This is a genomic window from Epilithonimonas sp. UC225_85 (genome assembly GCF_042695135.1).
GTDB lineage: Bacteria > Bacteroidota > Bacteroidia > Flavobacteriales > Weeksellaceae > Epilithonimonas.
In genome coordinates, this window is sequence record NZ_CP170547.1 from 2,089,275 (window position 1) to 2,112,391 (window position 23,117).

Here is a 23,117-nt window from a genome sequence, read left to right on the forward strand (position 1 = left end):
GTTCTCTTTTATCATTTCGCCTCTGATTAATCAAATGATCACTTCAAAAACATAAGTTTGACCTTTTTTTGTGTCAAAATCAAAAACCTGTGTTTCCGGAACAGCAAACCCTTTCAGTTCAGCTTTCTCAGATTTTACAGGTGTTTTGATGGCATTCACTTGATAGTATTCATTCGGATTCTCACCTTTTGCCGAAGTCAACTTTATGTTAGATTTAAGCTGAATATCCTTAGCAATTCTGATTCTCGCATTTCCGCCTAAAGTCGATTTGATTGTTAATTTTGTCAACTTAGAATTTTTCCAATCCATATCGATTTCAAAACCTCCTCTTGCTTTCAATCCTTTCACAGAACCGTCTGGTAATGCATGCGGAAGCGCAGGCAAAATATAAAGATAGCCGTCATAGCTTTGCAATAGCATCTCCGCAATCCCGGAAGTACAGCCAAAATTTCCATCGATTTGAAAGGGTGGATGCGCATCCAAAAGATTGGGATATGTCCCTCCAGATTCTCCCTTATTATTCATCGGCGCAGGTGTTAACTGGTCTGAAATCAGTTTAAAAGCTCTGTTTCCGTCCAGTAATCTTGCCCACCAATTTACTTTCCAGCCCATCGACCAGCCTGTAGATTTGTCACCACGGTAGATCATAGAATTTTTTGCCGCTTCTGCCAATTCAGGATTTCTAAAGGGCGAAACTTGACCCGAAGGAAACAATCCGTACAGATGAGAAATATGTCTGTGCTTATCGTCTGTTCTGTCCATATCTTTCAGCCATTCCTGCAACTGGGCGTGTTGACCAATCTGCATTGGCGGAAGTTTGCTTAATGCCAATTTCACTTCATCCGAAAGATTTTTATCTTGATTAAGGATTTTCGAAACATTAATAAAATTATTGAATACATCAAACACCAGTTGGTTATCCATCGTCGTTCCGGCAGTAATTCCGACATTTTTAATATAAGTGTTTTCCGGAGACATGGATGGTGAAACCACGAGGTATTTGTTAGAAGGATCGGGCTGAAGAACGTCTAAGTAAAATAATGCAGCTCCTTTCAATGCATCATAATTCTTTTTTAGAAAAATTTTATCGCCAGTATATAAATAATGATTCCAAAGATGCTGAGTCAGCCACGCACCGCCCATTGGCCACATTCCGTAGAATCCGCCGTCCACGATTCCGGTAATTCTCCAAAGATCAGTGTTGTGATGCGCATTCCAGCCTCTTGCGTGGTACATTTCTTTGGCAGATTCCTGTCCGGTTACGGATAAATCCTGTATCATATCGAACAAAGGTTCGTGCATTTCGCTAAGGTTGGTGTTTTCTGCCGGCCAGTAATTCATTTCTGTGTTGATATTGACCGTGTATTTGCTGTCCCAAGCTGGATTTAATTGATAATTCCAGATTCCCTGAAGGTTTGCGGGTTGCGTTCCGGGCTGTGAAGATGAGATCAAAAGATACCTTCCAAACTGAAAATACAACGCTACAAGATCCGGATCTTTAGAAGTTCCAAATTCTTTGATTCTGACATCCGTTGTTTTCTTAGCCTGCTCGGTTATTCCCAGATCAAGGCTTACGCGTTTGAAATATGTCTGATACTTTTCAATATGAGCCTTTAATTCAGCATCATATTTTTTGCTCAGAGCTGATTTTAAATATTCCAAAACTCTGGCGTCAGGATTTCCAGAAAGGTCATTGTACTTTTTGAAATTGGTGGCAATTGAAACATAAATCACCACTTCATCAGCTCCCGAGATTTTGAGCTGATCTTTTGTCGAAGTTAACTTTCCGCCTTTTAAAACTGGAAGAGCCAATGTTTTGAAGTTTATTTTCCCTATTTTGTTGTCAACAGATCCGCTCGTTCCGGTGATCACCAGTTGATTTTTATCAGTAAGAATCGAACTGATTTTGTGTGGAGTAGAAGCATTGATGGTGAAATTCAGGCTTCCTTTTTTGCTGGATGATAATTTGATCATCACAACATTGTCAACAAAAGATGTAAAGATTTCCCGCTTGAAGGTCACGCCATCTACCTCGTAAGAAACAGTATTTACCGCTTTTTCAATATCCAAAGTCCGGTTATAGTTTTTAAAATTTTCGTGGCCTTTAAAATTCAAAAACAAATCACCCATCGTCTGATAAGGCATTCCATAATTAAGATCTTTTGGAGCTTGTCTGGGATAGGTTTTGTTTGAAAGATTCTGAGCATCTTCAAATTTACTTTCATTGAGTAATTTTCTGATTTTTTGGATGCTGTCGAAAGTGTTTTTCGGAACATTATTCCCCGGTTCACCTGCCCAGATTGTTTCTTCGTTCAACTGAAGATGTTCCTGATTAACACCGCCAAAAACCATAGCGCCTAACTTTCCGTTTCCGATTGGTAAAGCTTCGTTCCAGTTTTCTGCTGGTTTACTGTAGATTAATTTTAAATTCTGTTGAGAGTGGACAGAAATCGAAATCAGGGTTCCGATAACAAAAAGGATAAATTTAGTTTGGACCATTTTACTAATACTTATAAAATTTTGTTTATTAAATCTTACCAGATGGAGATTTAATGATCTAAAACTAATGAATTTACAATTAAAATCTTGTCTTTGTCAAAAATATGATAAGCTAAATTTTATTATTTATTAACTATTGATTTTTAAATATTTATATAAAGTGAGTTTAATTTATGATTTAACATTTAATGATTAGTCAGGATCTTTTATAATTTAAACAGACCAAAAACATCTTCAGACTTATTATGGATAGATCTAAAAACAAAAAATAGCATTTTTTAAGGCTCCGAAATGGACAAATTTGAGAAGTTCAATCTGTCCACAACAGATGGCAATATCGTAAAAGCACCATTACTTCTCAATTGTTACGCCAGTTTTGAATGTAAAATCTATGATGATAAACTAATTGACAATTATAATTTTTTTATTTTTGAAATCGTAAAAGCACACGTTGCCACATTCCCAAAATATCCTAAAACAATCCATTACCGCGGAAACAGTCATTTTGTAGAGTCCGGCAGAAACTTTATCATTCCCTCAGCCAAATAAATTGTTCTTTATTCTATTCAAAGCAAAACAAAGTATTTTACAGTATTTGATGGATATTTCGTGGCATAATTTTTAGTTTATTTTTAGAAATTATATTATATGTTTTTAAAGGTCTTCACATCTGTCAATGATTTCGTAATGGTCAATATAGATCATATTGTGTACATCAATCCGAGTACATCAAACAGAGGCTGTACTTTGATTCTTGCCACAGGAGTAAGGCTGAATTCCATTGAAGATTATGATGTCTTATTAGAACAGTTAAATAAATAATTTTATTAGCCTTGGCAATGTGTCATTGAAGTGTGGTAAAGTTTTAAAAAAAATAATATGAAAAAACATATCATCATTGTAGGTGGTGGATTTGCAGGAATCAGTTTGATCAAATCTCTGAAAAATGACAAAAGATTCAGGATCACGCTGGTAGATAAGAATAATTACCACTTTTTTCCGCCCCTTATCTATCAGGTAGCTACTTCTTTTATCGAGGCTTCCAATATCAGCTATCCAATCCGGAAGTTTATTTCTTCTCACGAAAATGTTCAGTTCCACATGGGAAGTCTGCTAAAAGTCAATCTGGAGAATAAAACCATTGACACAGAAACCGGAACTCTAAAATACGATTACCTCGTAATAGCTGTTGGTACCGAATCCAATTTCTTTGGGATGGAGAATGTTCAGAAGTGTGCACTCCCAATGAAAAATATCGAAGAAGCACTTTTTCTTCGCAATCATATCTTATTAAATCTAGAAGAAGCTGCCAGAAATAAAAATATAAAAGAAGCGGCAAAACTTCAAAACATTGTGATCGCAGGCGGCGGACCAACAGGTGTGGAACTTGCCGGGATGCTTGCCGAGATGGGAAAATATATCGCCGAGAAAGAATATCCAGAGATCAAACTCGGACTTTCAAATCTCTATCTTGTAGATGCTTTGCCTACACTACTGTCGCCGATGAGTAAAGTGGCGCAGAAAACGGCACACCAGACTTTGGAGAAACTCGGAGTCAAAATTATCCTTAATGTTTCGGTTAAGGATTATGTGGATGAAAAAGTAATACTTTCGGACGGATCAACGATAGAAACCAAAACATTGATATGGACTTCGGGAGTTGTGGGACGCGATGTTCCGGGACTTCCGGAAAATAGCATTGGAAAGGGAAAACGAATCCTGGTAGATGCTTTTAATAAAGTGATTGATGTACAGGATATTTATGCATTAGGTGATATCTGTCTTCAATTAACAGACGGGAATTTTCCCAAAGGCCACCCTCAGCTAGCACAAGTGGCAATACAACATGCTAATAATCTTGCCGACAATTTTAAACGTATCGAATCAAACAAAACTTTAAATCCTTTCAAATACAATGATAAAGGAAGTATGGCCATTATATCAAAGTTCAATGCCGTTGTAGATCTTCCAAAATTTTCATTCACAGGTTTTACAGCCTGGCTCACCTGGTTGTTCATTCATATCATTCCTTTGGTGGGTTTCAGGAACAAGCTTCGTCTGGCTTTTGATTGGTTCAGATTGTTCATCACAAATAATCCGTCGATAAGGTTAATTCTTTATCCGAAAAGGAATTCAAGCAAAGAAAAAGTGTAAAATTAATCCATCACAAGCTATATTCAATTATAATGAAAGCAAAACTGATTTCAGGAATTCCCGAACAGACAACCGGTGCCTATCACGATACAGAAAGTCAAAAAGTTTATGAGGAATCTTCATTGGCGGCAAAAAACTTCGTGACTTTAAAAGAGCGTTTTTTTTCAGTCAACAGTTGGAGAGATTACTGTGGACCGGGTTCTGCTGACTTCAGGCTTTTTAATGCTAAGGGGGAATATGTTGACCGTCATCCGAAAGAGGGCGATTTTATCCGAATTGATATTCCCGGTCCTGGAGATTTTGGAGCCAAAGGTTATGACTGGGTTGAGATTGAAAAAATTAGTAATCGATATCTTAATCAAGGCGAATTGGAAAATCATCTTATCATTTGCAGACCGTCAAAATCACCACAGGCAGACGATGCAGATCACCACATTGCCCATTTCTACTCAAGAGAATCTTCATCTTCGTTTATAATTTCGAGAGGTTCTGATTTTATAAAAGTTGGTATCTATGGACGCAATGAAAAAGCGAATGTTTCAAAGAATGGTTTTCTTAATAAGATAAGAAGTTTGTTGATTTCTTTGGGAGGCTTTATGAAGCTTACAAAAATCGAGTGGAAGTGTGTTACCGATGGATTACTGGATTTTTAATTTTATAAGAATTAATTTATAAAAAAAAGACCGCAGCAAATACGGCCTTTTTATTTTTGATCGATTGGATTTTTTAGTCACGAAAGTACTGTCCGATATTTGCAGAATCGAATGTATAAGCAGATTGATTTTCTGATCTGTCCAATTTTTTACTGATCGTCAATGCCCATAAAACCAATTCTTTGCAAAAGTTTTGATCTTCCGAACTTAATTCCGAAGCATTTTCCTCAACAACATTTACCAAAGGCGAGATGCTGTCGAGTTTTTTGTAGAATTCTTCATCTGTATCAGTATAATTCAGTTCAAGCTGATTTTTATTGAACCATTTGATCAGATCGGTGTAAGGCGTTTTGATGCCTTCTTTTTCAAGTTTGGAAATGCGCGGGAAAATACTTTCAAATTGAAGCATTACGGCTTTGTCAATCAATATTTTAGCCACATAATCTGCACCTTCCTGTTCACCTTCATAGACCAATTCAATTTTTCCGGTGATTGAAGGAATGATAGACATAAAATCCAGCAGACGAACCGACGTTTTTTCAGCTCCGGTTTCTATAAGACGCAGCTTTGCAGCAGCCACCAAATTTTCCATCGCACTGATCGTCAATCTTGCACTCACGCCGCTTTTTGCATCAACATATTCGCTGTCACGTGCCGCAAAAGCCACTTCTTCCAAAAGATCTTTCGCAAGATCCGGAATCTGAATCTGCGATCTGTCTTTATCAGAAATTGCGGCTTCCTGTTCCGTAATTTGTCTTGCCAAAGCAATTGTTTTTGGATAATGGGTGAAAATCTGAGACCCAATTCTGTCTTTCAAAGGTGTCACAATGCTGCCACGATTGGTATAATCTTCCGGATTTGCAGTAAACACAAACTGAATGTCAAGCGGCATTCTCAATTGAAATCCACGAATCTGAATATCACCTTCCTGCAAAATATTAAACAAAGAAACCTGAATCCTTGCCTGCAAATCCGGCAGTTCGTTCAGTACAAATATCGAACGGTTGGCTCTCGGAATCATTCCGTAATGCAAAACGCGTTCATCGGAATAGGGGAGCTTCAAAGTTGCAGCCTTGATGGGATCGATATCACCAATTAAATCCGCAACGTTCACATCCGGTGTTGCCAGTTTTTCGAAAAAGCGGTTTGATCTGTGAACCCAGGAAATAGGGGTTTCATCACCTAATTCTTTAATCAGATCTCTTGCAAATTTTGAAATCGGCTGGAACGGACTGTCATTGATCTCAGACCCTTTTACAATTGGCATATATTCATCCAGAAGATTCACCATACTTCTCGCAATTCTGGTTTTTGCCTGCCCCCGCAGACCTAATAGATTGATATGATGACCCGCTAATATTGCCTTTTTTAATTGAGGAACTACAGAATCCTCATAACCCCAAAGTCCTTCAAAAACAGGTTCTTTTGCTTTAATTTTCGCAATGAGATTGGCCTGGATTTCCTGACTGATTGTTTTATCTGTGTAACCGGAATTTTTCAATTCTTTGAATGTGATATCGTTTTTCATTTTATCTTAAATTCTTTTTATTCTATTTTTTTCGTAGTCTTCAAAAATCATTTGTCCCAAACCTGAAAGTCCGGTTAGAAAAGCTTTTCCTTTATTTTGGGCTGTAAAAGCTTCCACGAATTTTCGAAGATAGGGATCCTGTGCAATCATAAAAGTAGTGATCGGGATTTTGAGTTTTCTGGCTTGTGCAGCTTTACTAAGACATTGACCGACAATCATCTCATCCAACCCGACGCTGTTCATATAATATTCGCCAGTAGGCAGTTTTATGCAGCTTGGTTTTCCGTCAGTAATCATAAAGATTTGTTTGTTGGTATTTCTCTTTCTGCGTAGGATATCCATTGCTAATTCCAACCCTGCAACTGTATTGGTGTGATATGGTCCGACTTGTAAATAAGGAAGGTCTTTGATTTTTATTGGCCACGCTTCGTTTCCGAAAACGATAATATCGATTGAATCTTTGGGATATTTTCTATTGATTAATTCTACCAAAGCCATTGCTACTTTTTTGGCAGGTGTGATGCGGTCTTCACCATACAAAATCATGGAGTGGCTGATATCAATCATCAGAACCGTGCTCATCTGCGCTTTGTGTTTTGTTTCCTCTACGATAAGATCGTCTTCCGTCATTCGAAGGTCAGAAATTCCGTTGTTGATCTGTGCATTTTTCAGGCTTTCGGTCATATTAACGGTGGAAAGATCGTCGCCATACTGGAAGTTTCGGTTTTCGCCGTCGCGTTCATCACCAACACCTGTTTTACTGGTTCTGTGATTTCCAATACCGCTTTTTTTCAGTTTCCCAAATATTTGATCTAAGGCATATTCACGCAAAGCGGCTTCCAGTTTGGCAGTCAGGATGTTTTTGCCTTTTCCGGTTCCCTGATTTCCGTCTTCGGAATCATCTTCTTTTTTGATGTAACCTCTCTTTCTCAGATCTTCTTCAAAATCCTCAAGCGTATAATCGTCAGTAAAAATATCATATTCTTTATCCAACATATCAAGCCAGTCAAAAGCTTCTTCGATATCTCCGGAAGTGTGAGTCAGCAGATCTTTAAATACATCAAAAACCCTGTCGAAATTTGATATTTCTTCAGGTGTATATTTACTGAACGTAAGTCCTTGCTGAAAATTAAAATTTTTATTTGTCATGAAATAATGATCCAATTTTTAGATCATACAAGTTATGGAATTATTATACCAAGCACAAAGCGCAGAATATAGAAAATAGTAATAGTTATGATACGAAATGAATATGCAATATTTAATAAAAAAAACACCAAACTTTTCGGTGGTTTTTTTTTGATATATAAATATTCAAAGTTTAAATTGGAATCATCAAGAATTTGCCAATGCAACATTGTAATTTATGTTAATATGATTGATGATTTTATTGTCAACATTATCATCAAATTTCCTTGCAAAAAGATTGCTTCCGGAATTTAAGAAATCCAGGTCATCTGTTGTGAAAGTTTTTGGACGAAGTTTGATATCGCCATCCGGAATCCAAATGATAGCTCTTTTGTCATCATTTACAAGTTGTCCGTCAAATTTTGTATTCATCAATACAGTCTGGAAAAAAGACTCTTCTGCAATCAACGTATTCTTATAATAGTCTTCAAATTTCTTCACTTCTGTACTGTTGCAGAGAAAAGTGCAGCAATCTCTCGTAAGTATCATCCACTGTCCGCCAATGTAAGGGGTAATGTCCTTCATAAATTCCCGTTTGTAAGTAAGTGGAGAAATCTTATCATCTACTTCATCAAAATAGTTTTCTATCCTGTTCATTGTTTCCGGACGGGTAATTTTCTGATCAGCAATTTTGATGTAATTTTTACCGTTGTTTTTTGTCAGAAATTCGCGGATGATCTTTTGGGATTTCAAAGGATAATCCTGTCCGCTGAGATTGATGAAGTAGTCCCATTTTGCATCTATATTCAATAGGAAATTCATTCCGTCCAGTTCTGCCTGTACCATACTGTAACCACCCCAGATCACATTTTCACTTTTAAGGATATAAACATTCGGGTAATCTTTAAGAAAGGATTCGACTTCGGTTCCGAGTTCCTTTTCTGCTTTTTTATCAATATGGATCAGGTAATAATTATTCGTTTTATATATTGCTTCGAAGAGACGTTTAAATTGATTTGGCAGTCTATGAACCAAAATAAGATAAGCAATATTAATTGTTTTTTCTGACGAAATTCCGTCAACGGTGGTATCACTCTTTTTGAAAAATTTTAGATCAGGTTCCATAAATATATTATTTTAGTTCACGAGTAACGATACACTTCCATAATATAAAGCGAAACCTGAATTTTCTACAAGGTACAATAAAATAACTGATTATTAATTATTTATAATGTGCTAATTAAGGTAAAATTGAGATCTGTTAATAATAAATTACGGTTTCAATTGAGAAATTATAACAAATAAAAAAAGAGCTGAAAATTATTTTCAGCTCCTCGTTTGATTTATTCCTTGATAAACTTTTCTATTAATTCCTGATCTCCTGTTTTTATTTTGATAATGTAATTTCCTTTGGTTAATTTGGAAACGTTCACATTGTTATTGGTTTCAGTTTTGATCAATCTGCCTAAGACATCATAGATCTCGACAGATTTTATAGGTTTATCAGAAGAGATATTAAGAATGTCTTTTGCAGGGTTTGGATAGATATTTATCTGCGCTTTCGTTACATCATTTACACCAAGATAAGACTGATAAGTTTTGTAGAAATTAAGAATTCCATAACCTTTTTGGTCAGTCGTATTTGGATAAAGAGAAGCGTTTTGTCTTAAACTTTGTTTAAGTGTATTTCTGGGAATTGTTTTGGAAACCGACTGTAAAAAGCAAGCAACACCGCCAGCAGCAAGTGGAGTTGCAAATGATGTCCCGCTGCCATAATCCGAAGAATTGTTATAGGCATAATAAGTATCTGTCCCTCTTGCGCTTGCATCAGGTTTGATAACACCTGCAGAATTAGGTCCGAAAGATGAAAACCCCGAAGAATTACCAGTATTCGTAACTGCGCCAATGGTAAATACACCCGCATTATCCGCGGGAGCAGAAATGTAGTGCCAGTTACTTTGTCCTTCGTTACCTGCAGCGATCAATACAAAAATTCCTTTTTCAGAAGCTATTTGTGCACCTCTTGAGATAAAAGTTGTACCTCCGTTCATATCAGCATATGTATAATCATATCTGCTGTCATCAAACTCAGTATAACCTAAAGAAGTGGAAATTACATCTACACCTTTTCTATCAGCTTCTTCTGCAGCTTCTATCCAGTAGAGTTGCTCTTCAGGGATTTCATTATCTGCGTCCTCACTTGCATACAGATAAAAATCAGCATCAGGAGCCGAACCTACAAAAGTTCCGTCTATATAACCACCGATAATACCAAGACACATTGCACCGTGAGGATTGACGGAAGTAGAGTATACACTGGCACTTTTGGTGACAAAATTATAGGTTGCTTTTACATGACCATTATCCCTCATTCTTTTAAAAGCACTTCCTGTATTGACGTACGGGAAACCTGTGTCTATAACTGCAATTGACATCCCTGTCCCTGTAAAACCGGCAACATGCAAAGGGCGAAGATTAATCTGGTTGATCTGAGAAAGACTATTTCCATAATTGAAATTGGTCAAAACATCTCTGTTGGCATTTTCCTGATTGAATTTTTTAAACTTATCAATCTTCTCTTTTCGTTTTCCACCGTTCGGATTTCGCACAAAACTTTCCACGTGGTCTACATAACTCTGTTGGGACAATGTCTGGATGTCAGAAGAAGTAGCATTCACAGCAACACCATTCAGCCATTTGGAATAATCTGTTACTTCAAATCCAAGGTTTTGAATATTAGTAATATAAGTCGGCTCTATTGGTGCATCCTGATCTGACAAAGCAATTCCAAGATTGGTTCTTCTGTCCAGAGATTTTTGTGTAAGTTCAGATAATGGATTGGAATAAAATGCAGCTTTGTTTGGTTTGTCTTTGAAGAAAACAAAAACTAATTCGGTTTGAGCCATTGCTATCAAAGAAAAGCTAACCGATAAAATTGTAAAGATTTTTCTCACGTTTTGGGTATTTGGATTTTTTAAACTGATAAATAAATGTAAATTTACAAAATAATGTTTTTGCATTTGAAATCGCATTTAAAAAATATTTAATTTGATATTTACACGATTTTAAAAGCCTTTAATAATAAATATTTGCATCATGAAGAAAATCCAAATGGTTGATTTACAAAGCCAGTACTATAAAATAAAAAGTGAAGTTGACAATGCAGTTCTCAATGTGATGGATTCTGCGGCTTTTATAAATGGTCCGGAAGTCAAATCTTTTCAGGCAGATCTGGAAAGTTATTTGGATGTAAAGCATGTAATCCCTTGTGCAAACGGGACAGACGCACTTCAGATCGCTTTGATGGCATTGGATTTACAAGAAGGCGATGAAGTGATCACAGCAGATTTCACCTTTGCTGCAACAGTAGAAGTAATTCATTTGCTTAAGCTGAAATCTGTTTTGGTTGATGTAGATTACGATACATTTACAATCGATACAGAAGCGATTAAAAAAGCGATTACGCCTAAAACTAAAGCGATTATTCCCGTTCATATTTTCGGACAATGCGGAAATATGGAAGAGGTTTTAAAAATTGCTAAAGAACATAATTTATACGTTATCGAAGATAATGCACAGGCCATTGGCTCTGATTTTATTTTCTCAGACGGAACCGAAAAGAAATCCGGGACGATGGGAACAATCGGTACAACATCATTTTTTCCATCCAAAAATCTAGGATGCTACGGTGACGGTGGTGCGATTTTTACTAATGATGATCAATTCGCTCATAGATTGAGAGGAATCGTAAATCACGGGATGTACGAGCGTTACTATCACGATGAAGTTGGCGTTAATTCCAGATTGGACAGCATTCAGGCAGCAATTTTGAGAAAGAAACTGCCAAATCTTGATTCATATAACGAAGCCAGAAGAAAAGCGGCAGATTATTATGACGAAGCTTTCTCCGGAAACGAAAATATCCTGACTCCGAAAAGAGCAGACTATTCCACACACGTTTTTCATCAATATACTTTGAGAATTACCAACGGAAAACGCAACGAACTACAGAAATACCTTACCGAAAAAGAAATCCCTGCAATGATCTATTATCCGGTAGCATTAAGAAAGCAAAAAGCCTATTATCAGGAAAGTGATCCGGCAGACTTCGTAAACACAGATAAATTATTGGATGAAGTAATTTCTCTTCCGATGCATACTGAACTGGACGAAGAGCAATTGAAATATATTACGGATTCTGTTTTGGAGTTTTTCGGGAGTAAATGAAAAAATCTTTTTTTTTACAAGGTAATAAGTATAAGTTTTTTTTATACTCTCATCTTTTTATAATGGGGTTTTATATTATTATCTTAACATTTATTGCTTTTAAATATAATAAATCTATAAATCCTAAACTTAATTTGTATACTAAGTCTGGAATTTATATTATTTTAAACCTAATTTTAGCAAGTCTGATTTATTTTAAAATAAAATATACAAAAATAATCCTCAATATATTTTCCTGGCTAATTTTTCTTTGGCTTTGCTATGCATTATTTGGTTTATTCCGAAGCTATTATAATAATTATTATTACAATTTTTCAATTATTTTTTATTTATTTATTGCGGGATTTGTGACTTTTTATATTTATTATTTAAATCATAATAATCCAAATTTAAAAACTGAAAATAATGAAATCGAAGAAATTGGGAATGCCGAAAATTAATCATTTATCACCACTTATAAAATAATATGTCCATACTCGTAACAGGCGGCCTCGGCTACATCGGATCTCACACAGTTGTAGAATTGATCAATAATAATTTTGAAGTCATCATTGTTGATGACCTTTCGAACTCAGAAAAATTTATTCTTAATAATATTGAGGAAATCACAGGCAAATGTCCGATTTTCTATCCTTTCGATCTTAAAAGAAAAGAATTGTTGAGTCAGGTTTTCGATGCTCATCAGATTGATGGTTGTATCAATTTTGCAGCTTCAAAAGCAGTAGGAGAGAGTATGACAGAGCCTTTGAAATATTATGAAAACAACTTGTTTTCTTTGATTAATGTTCTTCAAGAATTTGAAAAAAGAAATATTTCCAATTTTATTTTCAGCTCATCCTGTACAGTTTATGGACAGGCAGATGTAATGCCAATTGACGAAAATACACCACTTAAGGAAGCTGAATCTTCGTACGGAAAAACTAAGCAAATGGGCGAAGATATCCTGAGAGATTTCTCCAGAGCTTATCAGAAACGAGTTACTTTACTCAGATATTTCAATCCGATTGGTGCCCATCCAACAGCTTTGTTGGGAGAATTACCGGCTGGAATTCCGAATAACCTGGTTCCTTATGTGACACAGACTGCAGCAGGAATTCGAGAAAAACTGAGCATTTGGGGCGACGATTATCCAACAGAAGACGGGACAGCTGTCCGTGATTATATTTATGTTGTTGATTTGGCGAAAGCACACGTTGCGGCACTTAAAAAATTAATAAATTCTGAGGAAGAAACAGTTCTTGATATTTACAATCTTGGAACAGGAAAAGGTTCTTCAGTTCTTGAAGTGGTGAAAGCATTCGAATTAGCAAACGATATCAAAGTTCCGTACCAGATCTGTCCGAGACGGGAAGGCGATATTACGGTCGCTTACGCCAACGTCGACAAAGCGGAAAGAGAACTCGGCTGGAAATCCGAAACGTCTCTGGAAGAATCACTCAGAACGACTTGGGAATGGCAGAAATATCTTAAAGAACGAACCAATTAATATTACAAAACCAATCTTGTATGATTGGTTTTTCTATTTACATTTTTCAGCAAAACTGAAAATACTGTGAAGTTTAACTTCCGAAAAACTCTTGGATTTAATCTTTGACGCATTGACCATTGCTTTTGCAAGAACCGAGGTAGGCAAAGGCTGCTGACTTTTCAATAGCCCAAGTTTATTAATGAATTTCAAGGCTTTCAAACCGAAAACTTCGCCACCTCTGTCTGAGTTTTTACGTTCCAGCATTCCGGGTTTGAAGATAGTCGTTTTCTCGAATTTTAAATTTTTAATGGCTTCTTCCAGTTCACCTTTCATTCGGGAGTAGAATATTTTAGAATCGGGACTTGCGCCGTAAGCAGAAACTAAAACGAAATCTTCAACCTGATTTTCCTTCGCAGCTTTCGCAAAATTAAATTGATAATCGTAGTCTATTTTCCACTGATTATCTTTACTGCCGGCAGTTTTCAACGTTGTTCCAAGACAGGCAAACGCCACATCACCTTTTACAAGATGTTCCCACTCATCTGGTCGGTCAAAATCTACGATATGCGCTGTGATTTTATCATTATGAAAATCTGAACGTCGTCTGACAAAGATATCGATTTGCTCAAATTCAGAATCCTGCGAAAGTTGATTCACAAGATCTTTTCCCGTTGCGCCGGTTGCACCAATTACCAAAGCTTTCATAATTCTAAGATTTGATAATAAAGTTAAGCAATATTTTCGAGTAAATAATCAGACTGTGAAATCTATAATATTGTTCACGCAGATAAAGCTGATTTAGCAGATTCAAAAAATCTGCTTTATCTACCAAAATTGCGAGATATTGAGCTTTTAAATGTGATACTTTTTTAATTCAGCTGATTGCGGTATTCTGCCCAGATGATCTTGAACCATTCTGTAAAGTTGTCCGGATTTTCAGTAATTTCCGTTTGCAAATCGGAGATAGAAATATATCGGATTTCCGAAACTTCATCAGGATTCAGATTGAATTCGCCGGAGAAATTTCCTGTGAAAACATAATCCAATTCGTGTTCCCAAAGTCCGTCTCCAACGTCTGCTTTGTAGATAAAATGGAATTTCTCAGTCAGCTCACAATCGATTCCCAATTCCTCTTTTATTCGTCTTTTTGCAGCGTCCAGATAAGATTCCTGAAGGCGTGGATGCGAGCAGCAGGCATTTGTCCATTGGTTTGGCGAATGGTACTTTTCGTTAGCCCGTTTCTGCAAAAGCATTTCGCCTTTGTCATTAAACAAAAAAACCGAAAATGCACGGTGCAGAATTCCATTTTCGTGCGCCTGCATTTTTTCCATTTGCCCTAAAACTTCATCGTTCGGATTTACCAATACCACTTTTTCCATAACACAAAAATAAGGATTTTAAAATAAATTTTCAGGAGCTATTTCCCGCTTTCCACTATATCTTTTTTGTTTTTAAAACGTTTGTCAACCAAAATTACGCGAAGAACAAAAAACAAAAAAGGATGCCGTTGCAATCGGGGCTAAGGGGTTCGTGGGAAGTAGAAATTTTCTATATTTTTTTGAGAAAGGCTCTTTTCTTTTTCCATTTAGAACCAAATAATATAAATTGTTTTTTGTCGGAATAAAATTTACCAAAATTTACCAGTTTTCTATTGTCAATTCTATAACTGAAAAGTTTTCTGTTTTTGATTAGATATTTTAGATGAAATGAAATGCCAGATTCATTCTTTAAATCATAATTATGATAATTCCCACTTAGAATTTCTAAGACACTTAAACTGTCATTTTTACTTTCAATTTTACCTTTGTTTTTAGAAAATTCCAAATAGAGATTTTTATCCTTTACTATATATTTTCCAGTTAAATCAGTATTAACTAAATCTCCTGCAAAGTTATATTCAAAAGTCGAATCTTTTTGCAGACTAATTGTCGTTACAAAAAATCCTAAATCAGCAAAATTTGATTTGTAAATTCCCGTCACATCTTTATTTGATGCGCAAGAAGTTAGTATTACAATTAAAAAAATAAAATTATATTTCTTCAAATCATTCGGTTTTAAAAACTGAATTTTTCAATTACAAACTCCCTTTCCACTCATTCGTAAAATCAATGAAATCTGCAACAGACAATTCTTCTGCGCGGATATCAAGGAATCGATGTGAACTCATAGCTTCAGGAATGCCAAGAACTTTCAAAGAATTACTCATTTTTTTGCGTCTCTGTCCAAATCCGGCTTTTACGATTTGCTTGAAAAGAACTTCATTTCCAGCCAATCCTGGTTTCAGATTTCTCTTCATTCGGATAACGCCGGATTTTACTTTTGGCGGCGGATTGAAGACATTTTCGTGAACCGTGAAAAGATATTCCACATCGTAATAAGCCTGAACCAAAACCGACAAAATCCCGTAATCTTTTGTGCGTGGAACGGCAGCCGTTCTTTCGGCAACTTCTTTCTGAAACATTCCGCTCATTTCCGGAACATACTGGAAATTATCAATGATTTTAAACAAAATCTGAGACGAAATATTATAAGGAAAATTCCCAATCACAGCGAGTTCTTCGCCACCAAAAACCGCTGGAATATCAGTTTTCAGAAAATCTCCAACGAAATGTTGTTCTTCTAATTTCGGGTAATGTTTTTTGAGGTAATCGATGGACTCGTTATCAATCTCTGCAACGTAAGTTTCAACGTCTTTTTCCAGAAGGAATTTTGTAAGAACGCCCATTCCCGGACCCACTTCCAAAACTTTTTTATAACCTTCCAAAGAAAGCGAATCTACAATGTTACGTGCGATATTCTGGTCTGTAAGAAAATGCTGACCAAGGTGTTTTTTTGCTCTAACGTCCAATTCCGATTTTTTGCAAAGATAAGCTAATTATCGGCAATGTTCGAACTTGATAAAATGGAATCATAATTCTGAAAAGTCTTCGACTCCGCTCAGACTGACACTTAAAATAATTTAATATTAAAAATGTCACACTGAGCGGAGTCGAAGTATTTTATTAATAAAGGTAAATTAAAATCAATACATCTTCGTTTTCACACAAGTCACATTTTTAATCGCGACTGGCTTCCCCACTTTCTTCAACATTCCTGTTTCCAAATTTCTTTTGAAAACGGTTACATTTTGCGAAATAACATTGGTGACAATTATGAATTTTCCGGTTTCATCTATCGCAAAAGTTCTCGGATGTTTCCCCTTTACAGATTGATAGCCGATAGATTCCAAAGTTCCATCTTCTTTAATTTTAAAAATGGCGATGTTATTTTCTTGCCCTCTGTTGCTTGCGTACAGAAATTTTCCATCTGGTGAAATATGAACATCAGAGCTTTCAAAACCTTCTTTTATTTTGCTTGAGTGTGTCGCAATTCTCTGGATTTCTTTCAACTTGTTTTCAGAAAAATCGTAAACCGAAATCATCCCTGCCAATTCTTCAATCGAATAAGCTAATTTTCCATCTTTGCTGAAAGTGATATGTCGTGGTCCGCTTCCAGGTTTTGTATCGATAGATTTTTCAGTTTCAATAAGTGGCTTTTTCAGAGTTTCATCAAAATTATATTGTCTGATTTTGTCCGCTCCCAAATCGGCAACCAAAACAGTTTTGAAATCCGGCGAAAAAACTACAGAATGTGTATGCGCCTTCTCCTGCCTTTTTGGATTGACACCGCTGCCTTCTGTAAATGTAAAATGCTGTGCAATAGAATCGATTTTACCATTTTCCAAAACCGGAAAAACGGAAATCGTCGGAATATTATAAGTTACATTGATCAACCATTTTCCAATTTTGTCAACATTCACATACACTGGATTTTCGCCCCCTGTTTTCTGTTGATTGAGGAAAGTCAAGGATTTTTTATCAGCATCAAAAGCGAAAGCACTTACACTTCCGTCATTCGGAGTTTTGGCATCAGACGAAGCATAAACATATTTTCCGTCGTCAGAAACTGTTATGTAGCCAGGGTTTATAACATCTTTGGATGAAGCAACTTTGGTAAGTTTCCCGGTTTCTGTATTAAATTCATAAACATAGACGCCTTCTGAATTTTTGTCCCAGTTGTATGAGCCAAAAAATACAAATTCCCTTTGCGCAAAAAGGTTTACAAATATTAAAATACTTAGAAGAAAGGTTATTTTTTTAATTCTCATCAGACCGATTTTAGAAATTTTTGTCAGAGATTTAAACTAAACTGACTTTCAACAAATTTCCTAAAAATTCATCTGGAAACCAAACTGAACCCCGAATTTTCTAACTTCAGAATCAGAATTGGTATTGTGGTTCAGGTAATTTCCTCTCCAGTTAAAATCCAATCTTAACAACCTGAAATTTCCCCAGCCGATATTCTCAATTCCGAAACCATATTCGTAATATGGTTTTTCCGGAGCGCTTAGATTGATATTTCCTGCATTCATATTGATTGTACCTTGTCTAAGACTTCCAATACCTGACCGGAAAAAGGCGACTTCACGGAGTTTTAGTTTTTTAATTAAAGGAATTTGTGACAAAATTTTCCCATTAAAATGATGTTCCAAAAACATAACAGCATAGGAATCTGCTGTGAATTCATAGTAATTCATCAAAGAAAAAACACCTCGCACCAAACCGTACGATTGGTTGGCCGGCAAAACATTCTGCAAAGCGAGTGGGAGAGAGTCAAAGTTCTTACCAACTTCTACATTGGTAAACAAACGTCCCCAATTGCCCAAAATGAATGGCTGATAATAATAGAATTGCAGTTTGTTGTAATTAAAATCAGAATTGAAAACACCGCCCATACCTTTGGTGTACTTCAAGATAATTGAAGGATTGGTAGCCAATGCTGTCATCTCGTAACGATCTACACCATAAGTAGAGAATTTGATTCCGGGTCTGAATATCAATGTTGTGGTGAATCTTGTGTCATTCAGATCATTTCTTAAAACACCTTGTCTGTAATAATTGATATTGAATAAGTTTGAATCAGCTGATTTTATATTTTGAGTGGTAGCGTCCAATCTTACCTGGAAATTTTTCCAAGGCTCGATGCTTGTAAAAACATTGGTTTGATTTACCGAACTCATCGAAGTTGTCGAACCGCTGTTAAGAACTGAAGAAGAAGCGAAAGATCTGGTCATAATTCCCTCATCAGTAGTCAACTGAACACCAAGCTGAAGAACATCTTTTCTATAGCCAGCTCCAACCATAAATCGATTGGTCTTGTTGAACATATATTTTGCTTCACCACCGTATTTCCATTTTTCATCTTTGAAACCATAAGCCGTATAAGCCTGGATTCTCCACATATCATTTTTACCATGATAAGTTCTGAAACCTGTTCTTAATCTTACACCTTCAATATCATTATAACCAAAAGACTGGAAAATATTTCCGATATCTATACCGCCGCCTACATGGAAATAGCCCGAATTACCAATTTCAACAATTTTTACTATCTTCTTGTACTTTGGATTTTCGGCTAATTCATCGTACATTTTATAGATGTTCTGATCACTTTCGGTAAGAACTTCTGTCCTGTTATTTTGCCAGTAACTTTCGTCCTTGGCCACCATTTCGTCTTCAGGAATGACGATTTTATTTAAAAATTCGTCACTGATTCCTTTATCAAATTCATAATCAGAATAGTTGGCAACCCGCCTTGCTATGATAGATTTTGCTTTATCTCTGTCATTCGTTACAAGGCTTATTGTCGTTTCATTCCTGGTCGGGATAAAGGTAGAATCATCCGGATTATCAAATTCCAGATCTGTAGAAATGTTTCTCACGAAATTGATATTGATCTTTTTGTTGGTCTGCATCTCTACTTTCATCACATTATATTTGTCCATGGAGATATAGAGCTTTCCTTTAAGCGCTAAAGCTTCAGGATTTTTTGGTGTGAATCGAATCTCGTAACTGCGGACAGTATTAATCTCAATCGTATCCGTAATGTTATAATCGAAAACGCCGAAGCCATCTGTAGAAACCGGACTTACGAAACCAATATTCAGATAGTTGATGGTGTTATCATAAATATTAATGTCCTTGTACATATTCTGGATCGTCTTGGAAACAATCTGATTATTCTTGAGCCCGGAAAGTCGTGTTGCCAAAAGATCTTTTCGTTCTTTCTTCGGATCGTTTTTTCCATAAGTTTCGAAGATGCTTTCCGTAATAAAAACGGGCAAAACAGCTTTACCTGGTATTTCGGAAGAATCGTTGTATTTGAAAATAATAGAATCCATTCCCCTAAAAGCTCTCTTTTTGGTAAAGGAACTGTCGATATTATCCAGTCGGAAATCTATTTTCTCGTAAGTTTTATATTTGTAATCTTTGTGAAGAAGAAGTCCATTGGATTTTTTCTTTTCCAAACCTCGCGCATAATGGCGTAGGCGGGATTTTCCCTTTTGTTTTTGTATTTTTTGACGCCTTTTATAACGACGTTTTCTATTTCGTTTTCTTTTACAGTCTGCGAAAAAAGCAAACTGGTTGTAAAAATCAGGAAAAAGGAGAGAATAATTTTTTTATCAAGCATCGATTTCATCAAGCATTAACTTTTAATAACTGTTTTTTGTTTTAAATATTGTTTTTGACGTAAATTATTTACCTTTTTCATAAAAAATAACATTTACAGGACTGCAGACAGGAATGGATTTTCCGGTAGCAGTGAGCAATCCGTTTTTAAGATCTCTCGTGAAAATATTAATCCGGTTGGTATCCTGATTAGCGATCAAAACCAACTTATTATTCGGACTGATTGTGAAGTTTCTCGGATTCCTGCCTTTTGTTTTTATCTGTTGGATTTTCTTTACAGTTCCGTCTTTTCTACGTTTGAAAACTGTGATGTCATCCGCATCGTCTCGATTGGTTACATAAACAAATTTCTCATTATTAGAAAGATGAATATCCGCTGCACGGAAGTGGAATCTCACTTTTCTGGACAACAACGTTTCTTCCTGAATTAATTCAATTTTACCGTCATTAAAACTCAAAACCGAAATATCGCCACTGAGTTCCTGAACGAGATAGATTAATTTTCCTGTCTTGTCAAAAGCGATATGTCGTGGTCCTGATCCTTTTTTTGCATCATATTCTCCAACTTTTTCTAAGACTACTTCACCTGTTTTATGATATTTGAAAACGTAGATTTTGTCTAATCCCAAATCGGTAGCCAAAACATATTGATGATCCTGGGAAAACTGAACCTGATGAATGTGCGATTTTTCCTGACGTTTCGGATCTATGCCAACACCTTCGAATTTGATATTCTGAAAAACATCGGATAATTTTCCACCCACATAACGTTTAAAAACATTGATGCTTCCGCCGGAATAGTTGGCTGTGATTACATTTTGGTCGTCTGAGATCAGGAAAGCAGGATCCTCACCCTGTGTTTTTCTTTCGTCTTTTTTGATCAGTCTGCCACTTTCTTCATCAATGGAAAAAGAAGTGATTGCACTGTTGTCACCATTTTCATTAACTGAAAAAAGGTGTTTTTTATCCGGACTAAGGCTTACAAAACTTGGGTTGCTGATATTTTCCGTATGGAATTTGAGATTGTATTTGTAAGTATTTTCATCAAAGTCAAAAATATAAATGCCACCGCTATTACACTTATCACTGTTCGTATAAGTTCCTACAATAATTGTATTTTGTGCTGACGAATTGATCATAAAAAATATTGAAAAGATAAAAGTAAGCCAGGTTTTCATTCTAAAATTGATGGGAAAAATGTATATTTTCCGCGAATTTATTACATATAAAATTAAGCCAAACGATATTTGTGAATAATTAACTTTAATTGCTTAAAATGTCAGCAGATTTGCATGAATAGATTTCAACATTTAATTTTACAAAAAATCTCGTTATGACCTGGACCGATGTTTTGAAACCGATTAAAGAAAGTGACTATTTTAAAGATCTTTGGGAAAAGGTCAAAGTTCAATATAATACAACCAAATGTTTTCCTCCAAAAAAAGAGATTTTTCGGGCGCTGGAATTGACGGATTTTGACGATGTAAAAGTCGTGATAATAGGACAGGATCCATATCATAATGATGGTCAGGCAAACGGACTTTGCTTCTCGGTTTCAGAAAGTGTAACAGCGCCGCCATCTCTCAAAAATATTTTCATCGAACTGAAAGATGATATCGGCATCGACAGAAAGAGCAAAGATCTGCAGGATTGGGCAAAACAAGGTGTTCTCCTTCTGAATGCAACTTTGACCGTCCAGGCACACGAACCAAATTCTCACAAAAATATCGGCTGGGAGACTTTTACGGATTTTATTATCAAGCAGATTTCCGATCAGAAACAGAATGTGGTCTTCGTACTTTGGGGCGCTTTTGCACAAAAAAAAGCCTCATTGATAGATGAGACTAAACATTTCATCATCCAATCTGCACATCCGTCACCTTTTTCTGTTTACAGAGGATTTTTCGGAAGTCATCCGTTTTCTAAAATCAACAATTACCTATTGGAAAAAGGGAAAGATCCGATTATTTGGGGATAATTTGTGTTTGAGCGTTGGAGATTTTTTAGTGAAATTAATTTTCTTTTTCATATTTGAAAGTTACAGTTGCTTCTTCTGGTTTTGCTCCAGGTTGTGGCTTTAGTTCTGTCAATGTAAATCTATACCCTGAAAAGCTAAAAGATTTCATGACATTCTTTGGAGTAAAATCCCTTGTTCCAACCTGAAAATTAGTTTTCTCAGTTCCTGAAATTCCTTCAACATTTACAATTGCAATTCCTTCCCAGACACAAGTTACATTCACAGGACAACGGCTGTCTTCGACAACTTCTTTGAACTGAATACTAACTTTTGAATTAGGAATTTTTGCCTGTTTTTCTAAGCCAATAGTAATGGTATTATTGGTTACAACAGAGGTTTCAGTTTTTGAAGTTTGTGTTTTGCAGTTACTCATCAAAAAGAAAAGAGGAACGCAGAAAATGGCTTTAATATTCATCATTGTTAATTTTAAAAGAAAATATAATAACCAACTACCAAAAACATTGCCAGTCCAACCATCAGGTTAAAACCTGTTCCATAAACGAATCCGATAAAAGCACCTTTCATAGAATTGAAGGCTTTTTTTCTGTCATTAATATCGTGCAATAATTCGCCAACGAAAACGCCGGCCAGCATTCCGATTAAAAAACCAAATGGAACCGGAATGAAAAATAATCCTAACAAAGTTCCGACAAAAGATCCAATACTTCCGTAGCGCGTTCCGCCATATTTTTTGTTGGTTCTTGCGGGGATAACATAATTTATCACCGTTGAAATGATTGTCAGCAAAGCAAAAATCCAGACGTAGATCATCGGCATTTCGTTTTCTGTTCCGAATTTAAAGATCAGAAGTCCGCAAATGCTGAGTAGCAACCCAGGTAAAACGGGCAGCACAGTTCCTAAAAGTCCTACAAAAAGTAGTGCTAAGGCAATAATATTAATGAATGTCGAATCCAATTTTATAATTTTATTAAAA

General features: G+C 35.9%; 21 protein-coding genes. 7 read left to right on the plus strand and 14 right to left on the minus strand.

Going from position 1 to position 23,117, the window contains the following annotated elements:
* Window positions 1-30: 30 nt before the first annotated feature.
* Entirely contained in the window at window positions 31-2,499 is a 2,469-nt protein-coding gene (locus ACFJGY_RS09605; RefSeq protein WP_379963297.1) for a glycoside hydrolase N-terminal domain-containing protein, read from the minus strand.
* 291 nt (window positions 2,500-2,790) lie between these two features.
* Here ACFJGY_RS09605 and ACFJGY_RS09610 point away from each other — a divergent pair, with 291 nt between their 5' ends.
* From ACFJGY_RS09610 to ACFJGY_RS09625, 4 genes are all read left to right on the plus strand, one after another.
* A complete protein-coding gene (locus ACFJGY_RS09610; RefSeq protein WP_379963299.1) occupies window positions 2,791-3,048 on the plus strand; it encodes a flavin reductase family protein in 258 nt (85 codons plus the stop codon).
* A gap of 99 nt (window positions 3,049-3,147) precedes the next feature.
* Window positions 3,148-3,321 carry a hypothetical protein gene (locus tag ACFJGY_RS09615; protein WP_379963301.1) on the plus strand — a complete coding sequence of 58 codons (174 nt, stop codon included), beginning with the start codon at window positions 3,148-3,150 and terminating at the stop codon, window positions 3,319-3,321.
* Window positions 3,322-3,378: 57 nt separating this feature from the next.
* Complete coding sequence (locus ACFJGY_RS09620; protein ID WP_379963303.1) at window positions 3,379-4,653, plus strand: NAD(P)/FAD-dependent oxidoreductase; 1,275 nt, start codon at window positions 3,379-3,381, stop codon at window positions 4,651-4,653.
* Between the two features lie 32 nt (window positions 4,654-4,685).
* The gene (locus ACFJGY_RS09625) at window positions 4,686-5,306 is read left to right on the plus strand and encodes a hypothetical protein (protein WP_379963305.1); all 621 of its coding nucleotides are present in this window, start codon (window positions 4,686-4,688) and stop codon (window positions 5,304-5,306) included.
* Between the two features lie 73 nt (window positions 5,307-5,379).
* Here ACFJGY_RS09625 and ACFJGY_RS09630 read toward each other — a convergent pair whose 3' ends face one another.
* The 4 genes from ACFJGY_RS09630 to ACFJGY_RS09645 form a co-directional block, all read right to left on the minus strand.
* Window positions 5,380-6,834, minus strand: coding sequence for a sigma 54-interacting transcriptional regulator (locus ACFJGY_RS09630; protein WP_379963307.1), 1,455 nt, complete (start codon window positions 6,832-6,834; stop codon window positions 5,380-5,382).
* Window positions 6,835-6,840: 6 nt separating this feature from the next.
* Window positions 6,841-7,983, minus strand: a complete 1,143-nt coding sequence (locus tag ACFJGY_RS09635; protein WP_379963309.1) for a VWA domain-containing protein — start codon at window positions 7,981-7,983, stop codon at window positions 6,841-6,843.
* Window positions 7,984-8,169: 186 nt separating this feature from the next.
* Window positions 8,170-9,087, minus strand: a complete 918-nt coding sequence (locus ACFJGY_RS09640) for a beta-1,6-N-acetylglucosaminyltransferase (protein ID WP_379963311.1) — start codon at window positions 9,085-9,087, stop codon at window positions 8,170-8,172.
* A 218-nt stretch (window positions 9,088-9,305) separates the two neighbouring features.
* Window positions 9,306-10,916, minus strand: a complete 1,611-nt coding sequence (locus ACFJGY_RS09645) for a S8/S53 family peptidase (RefSeq protein ID WP_379963313.1) — start codon at window positions 10,914-10,916, stop codon at window positions 9,306-9,308.
* Between the two features lie 142 nt (window positions 10,917-11,058).
* Between ACFJGY_RS09645 and ACFJGY_RS09650 the strand changes: the two genes are divergently transcribed.
* Window positions 11,059-12,189: a DegT/DnrJ/EryC1/StrS family aminotransferase gene (locus ACFJGY_RS09650; protein WP_379963315.1), complete on the plus strand. Its 1,131-nt coding sequence runs from the start codon at window positions 11,059-11,061 to the stop codon at window positions 12,187-12,189.
* Between the two features lie 466 nt (window positions 12,190-12,655).
* Complete coding sequence (gene galE, locus ACFJGY_RS09655) at window positions 12,656-13,675, plus strand: UDP-glucose 4-epimerase GalE (RefSeq protein WP_379963317.1); 1,020 nt, start codon at window positions 12,656-12,658, stop codon at window positions 13,673-13,675.
* Between the two features lie 33 nt (window positions 13,676-13,708).
* On the opposite strand, the gene ACFJGY_RS09660 is transcribed toward galE, so the two are convergent.
* From ACFJGY_RS09660 to ACFJGY_RS09690, 7 genes are all read right to left on the minus strand, one after another.
* Window positions 13,709-14,362, minus strand: coding sequence for an NAD(P)H-binding protein (locus tag ACFJGY_RS09660; RefSeq protein WP_379963319.1), 654 nt, complete (start codon window positions 14,360-14,362; stop codon window positions 13,709-13,711).
* Window positions 14,363-14,526: 164 nt separating this feature from the next.
* Window positions 14,527-15,036, minus strand: a complete 510-nt coding sequence (idi, locus tag ACFJGY_RS09665) for an isopentenyl-diphosphate Delta-isomerase (protein WP_379963321.1) — start codon at window positions 15,034-15,036, stop codon at window positions 14,527-14,529.
* Between the two features lie 169 nt (window positions 15,037-15,205).
* Window positions 15,206-15,700: a hypothetical protein gene (locus ACFJGY_RS09670; RefSeq protein WP_379963323.1), complete on the minus strand. Its 495-nt coding sequence runs from the start codon at window positions 15,698-15,700 to the stop codon at window positions 15,206-15,208.
* 31 nt (window positions 15,701-15,731) lie between these two features.
* Window positions 15,732-16,505, minus strand: a complete 774-nt coding sequence (rsmA, locus tag ACFJGY_RS09675) for a 16S rRNA (adenine(1518)-N(6)/adenine(1519)-N(6))-dimethyltransferase RsmA (protein ID WP_379963325.1) — start codon at window positions 16,503-16,505, stop codon at window positions 15,732-15,734.
* 174 nt (window positions 16,506-16,679) lie between these two features.
* Window positions 16,680-17,804: a lactonase family protein gene (locus ACFJGY_RS09680; protein ID WP_379963327.1), complete on the minus strand. Its 1,125-nt coding sequence runs from the start codon at window positions 17,802-17,804 to the stop codon at window positions 16,680-16,682.
* A gap of 60 nt (window positions 17,805-17,864) precedes the next feature.
* Window positions 17,865-20,003: a DUF5686 family protein gene (locus ACFJGY_RS09685; protein ID WP_379963329.1), complete on the minus strand. Its 2,139-nt coding sequence runs from the start codon at window positions 20,001-20,003 to the stop codon at window positions 17,865-17,867.
* A 228-nt stretch (window positions 20,004-20,231) separates the two neighbouring features.
* Window positions 20,232-21,305: a lactonase family protein gene (locus ACFJGY_RS09690; RefSeq protein ID WP_379963331.1), complete on the minus strand. Its 1,074-nt coding sequence runs from the start codon at window positions 21,303-21,305 to the stop codon at window positions 20,232-20,234.
* Window positions 21,306-21,499: 194 nt separating this feature from the next.
* On the opposite strand from ACFJGY_RS09690, the gene ACFJGY_RS09695 reads away from it, so the two are divergent.
* Window positions 21,500-22,144 (plus strand): uracil-DNA glycosylase, encoded by a 645-nt coding sequence (locus ACFJGY_RS09695; protein WP_379963333.1) that lies wholly within the window; start codon window positions 21,500-21,502, stop codon window positions 22,142-22,144.
* Between the two features lie 34 nt (window positions 22,145-22,178).
* Here the strand turns inward: ACFJGY_RS09695 and ACFJGY_RS09700 are convergent, their stop codons facing one another.
* Entirely contained in the window at window positions 22,179-22,601 is a 423-nt protein-coding gene (locus ACFJGY_RS09700) for a hypothetical protein (RefSeq protein WP_379963335.1), read from the minus strand.
* An 8-nt stretch (window positions 22,602-22,609) separates the two neighbouring features.
* Entirely contained in the window at window positions 22,610-23,098 is a 489-nt protein-coding gene (locus ACFJGY_RS09705; RefSeq protein WP_379963337.1) for a DUF456 domain-containing protein, read from the minus strand.
* Window positions 23,099-23,117: the final 19 nt, after the last annotated feature.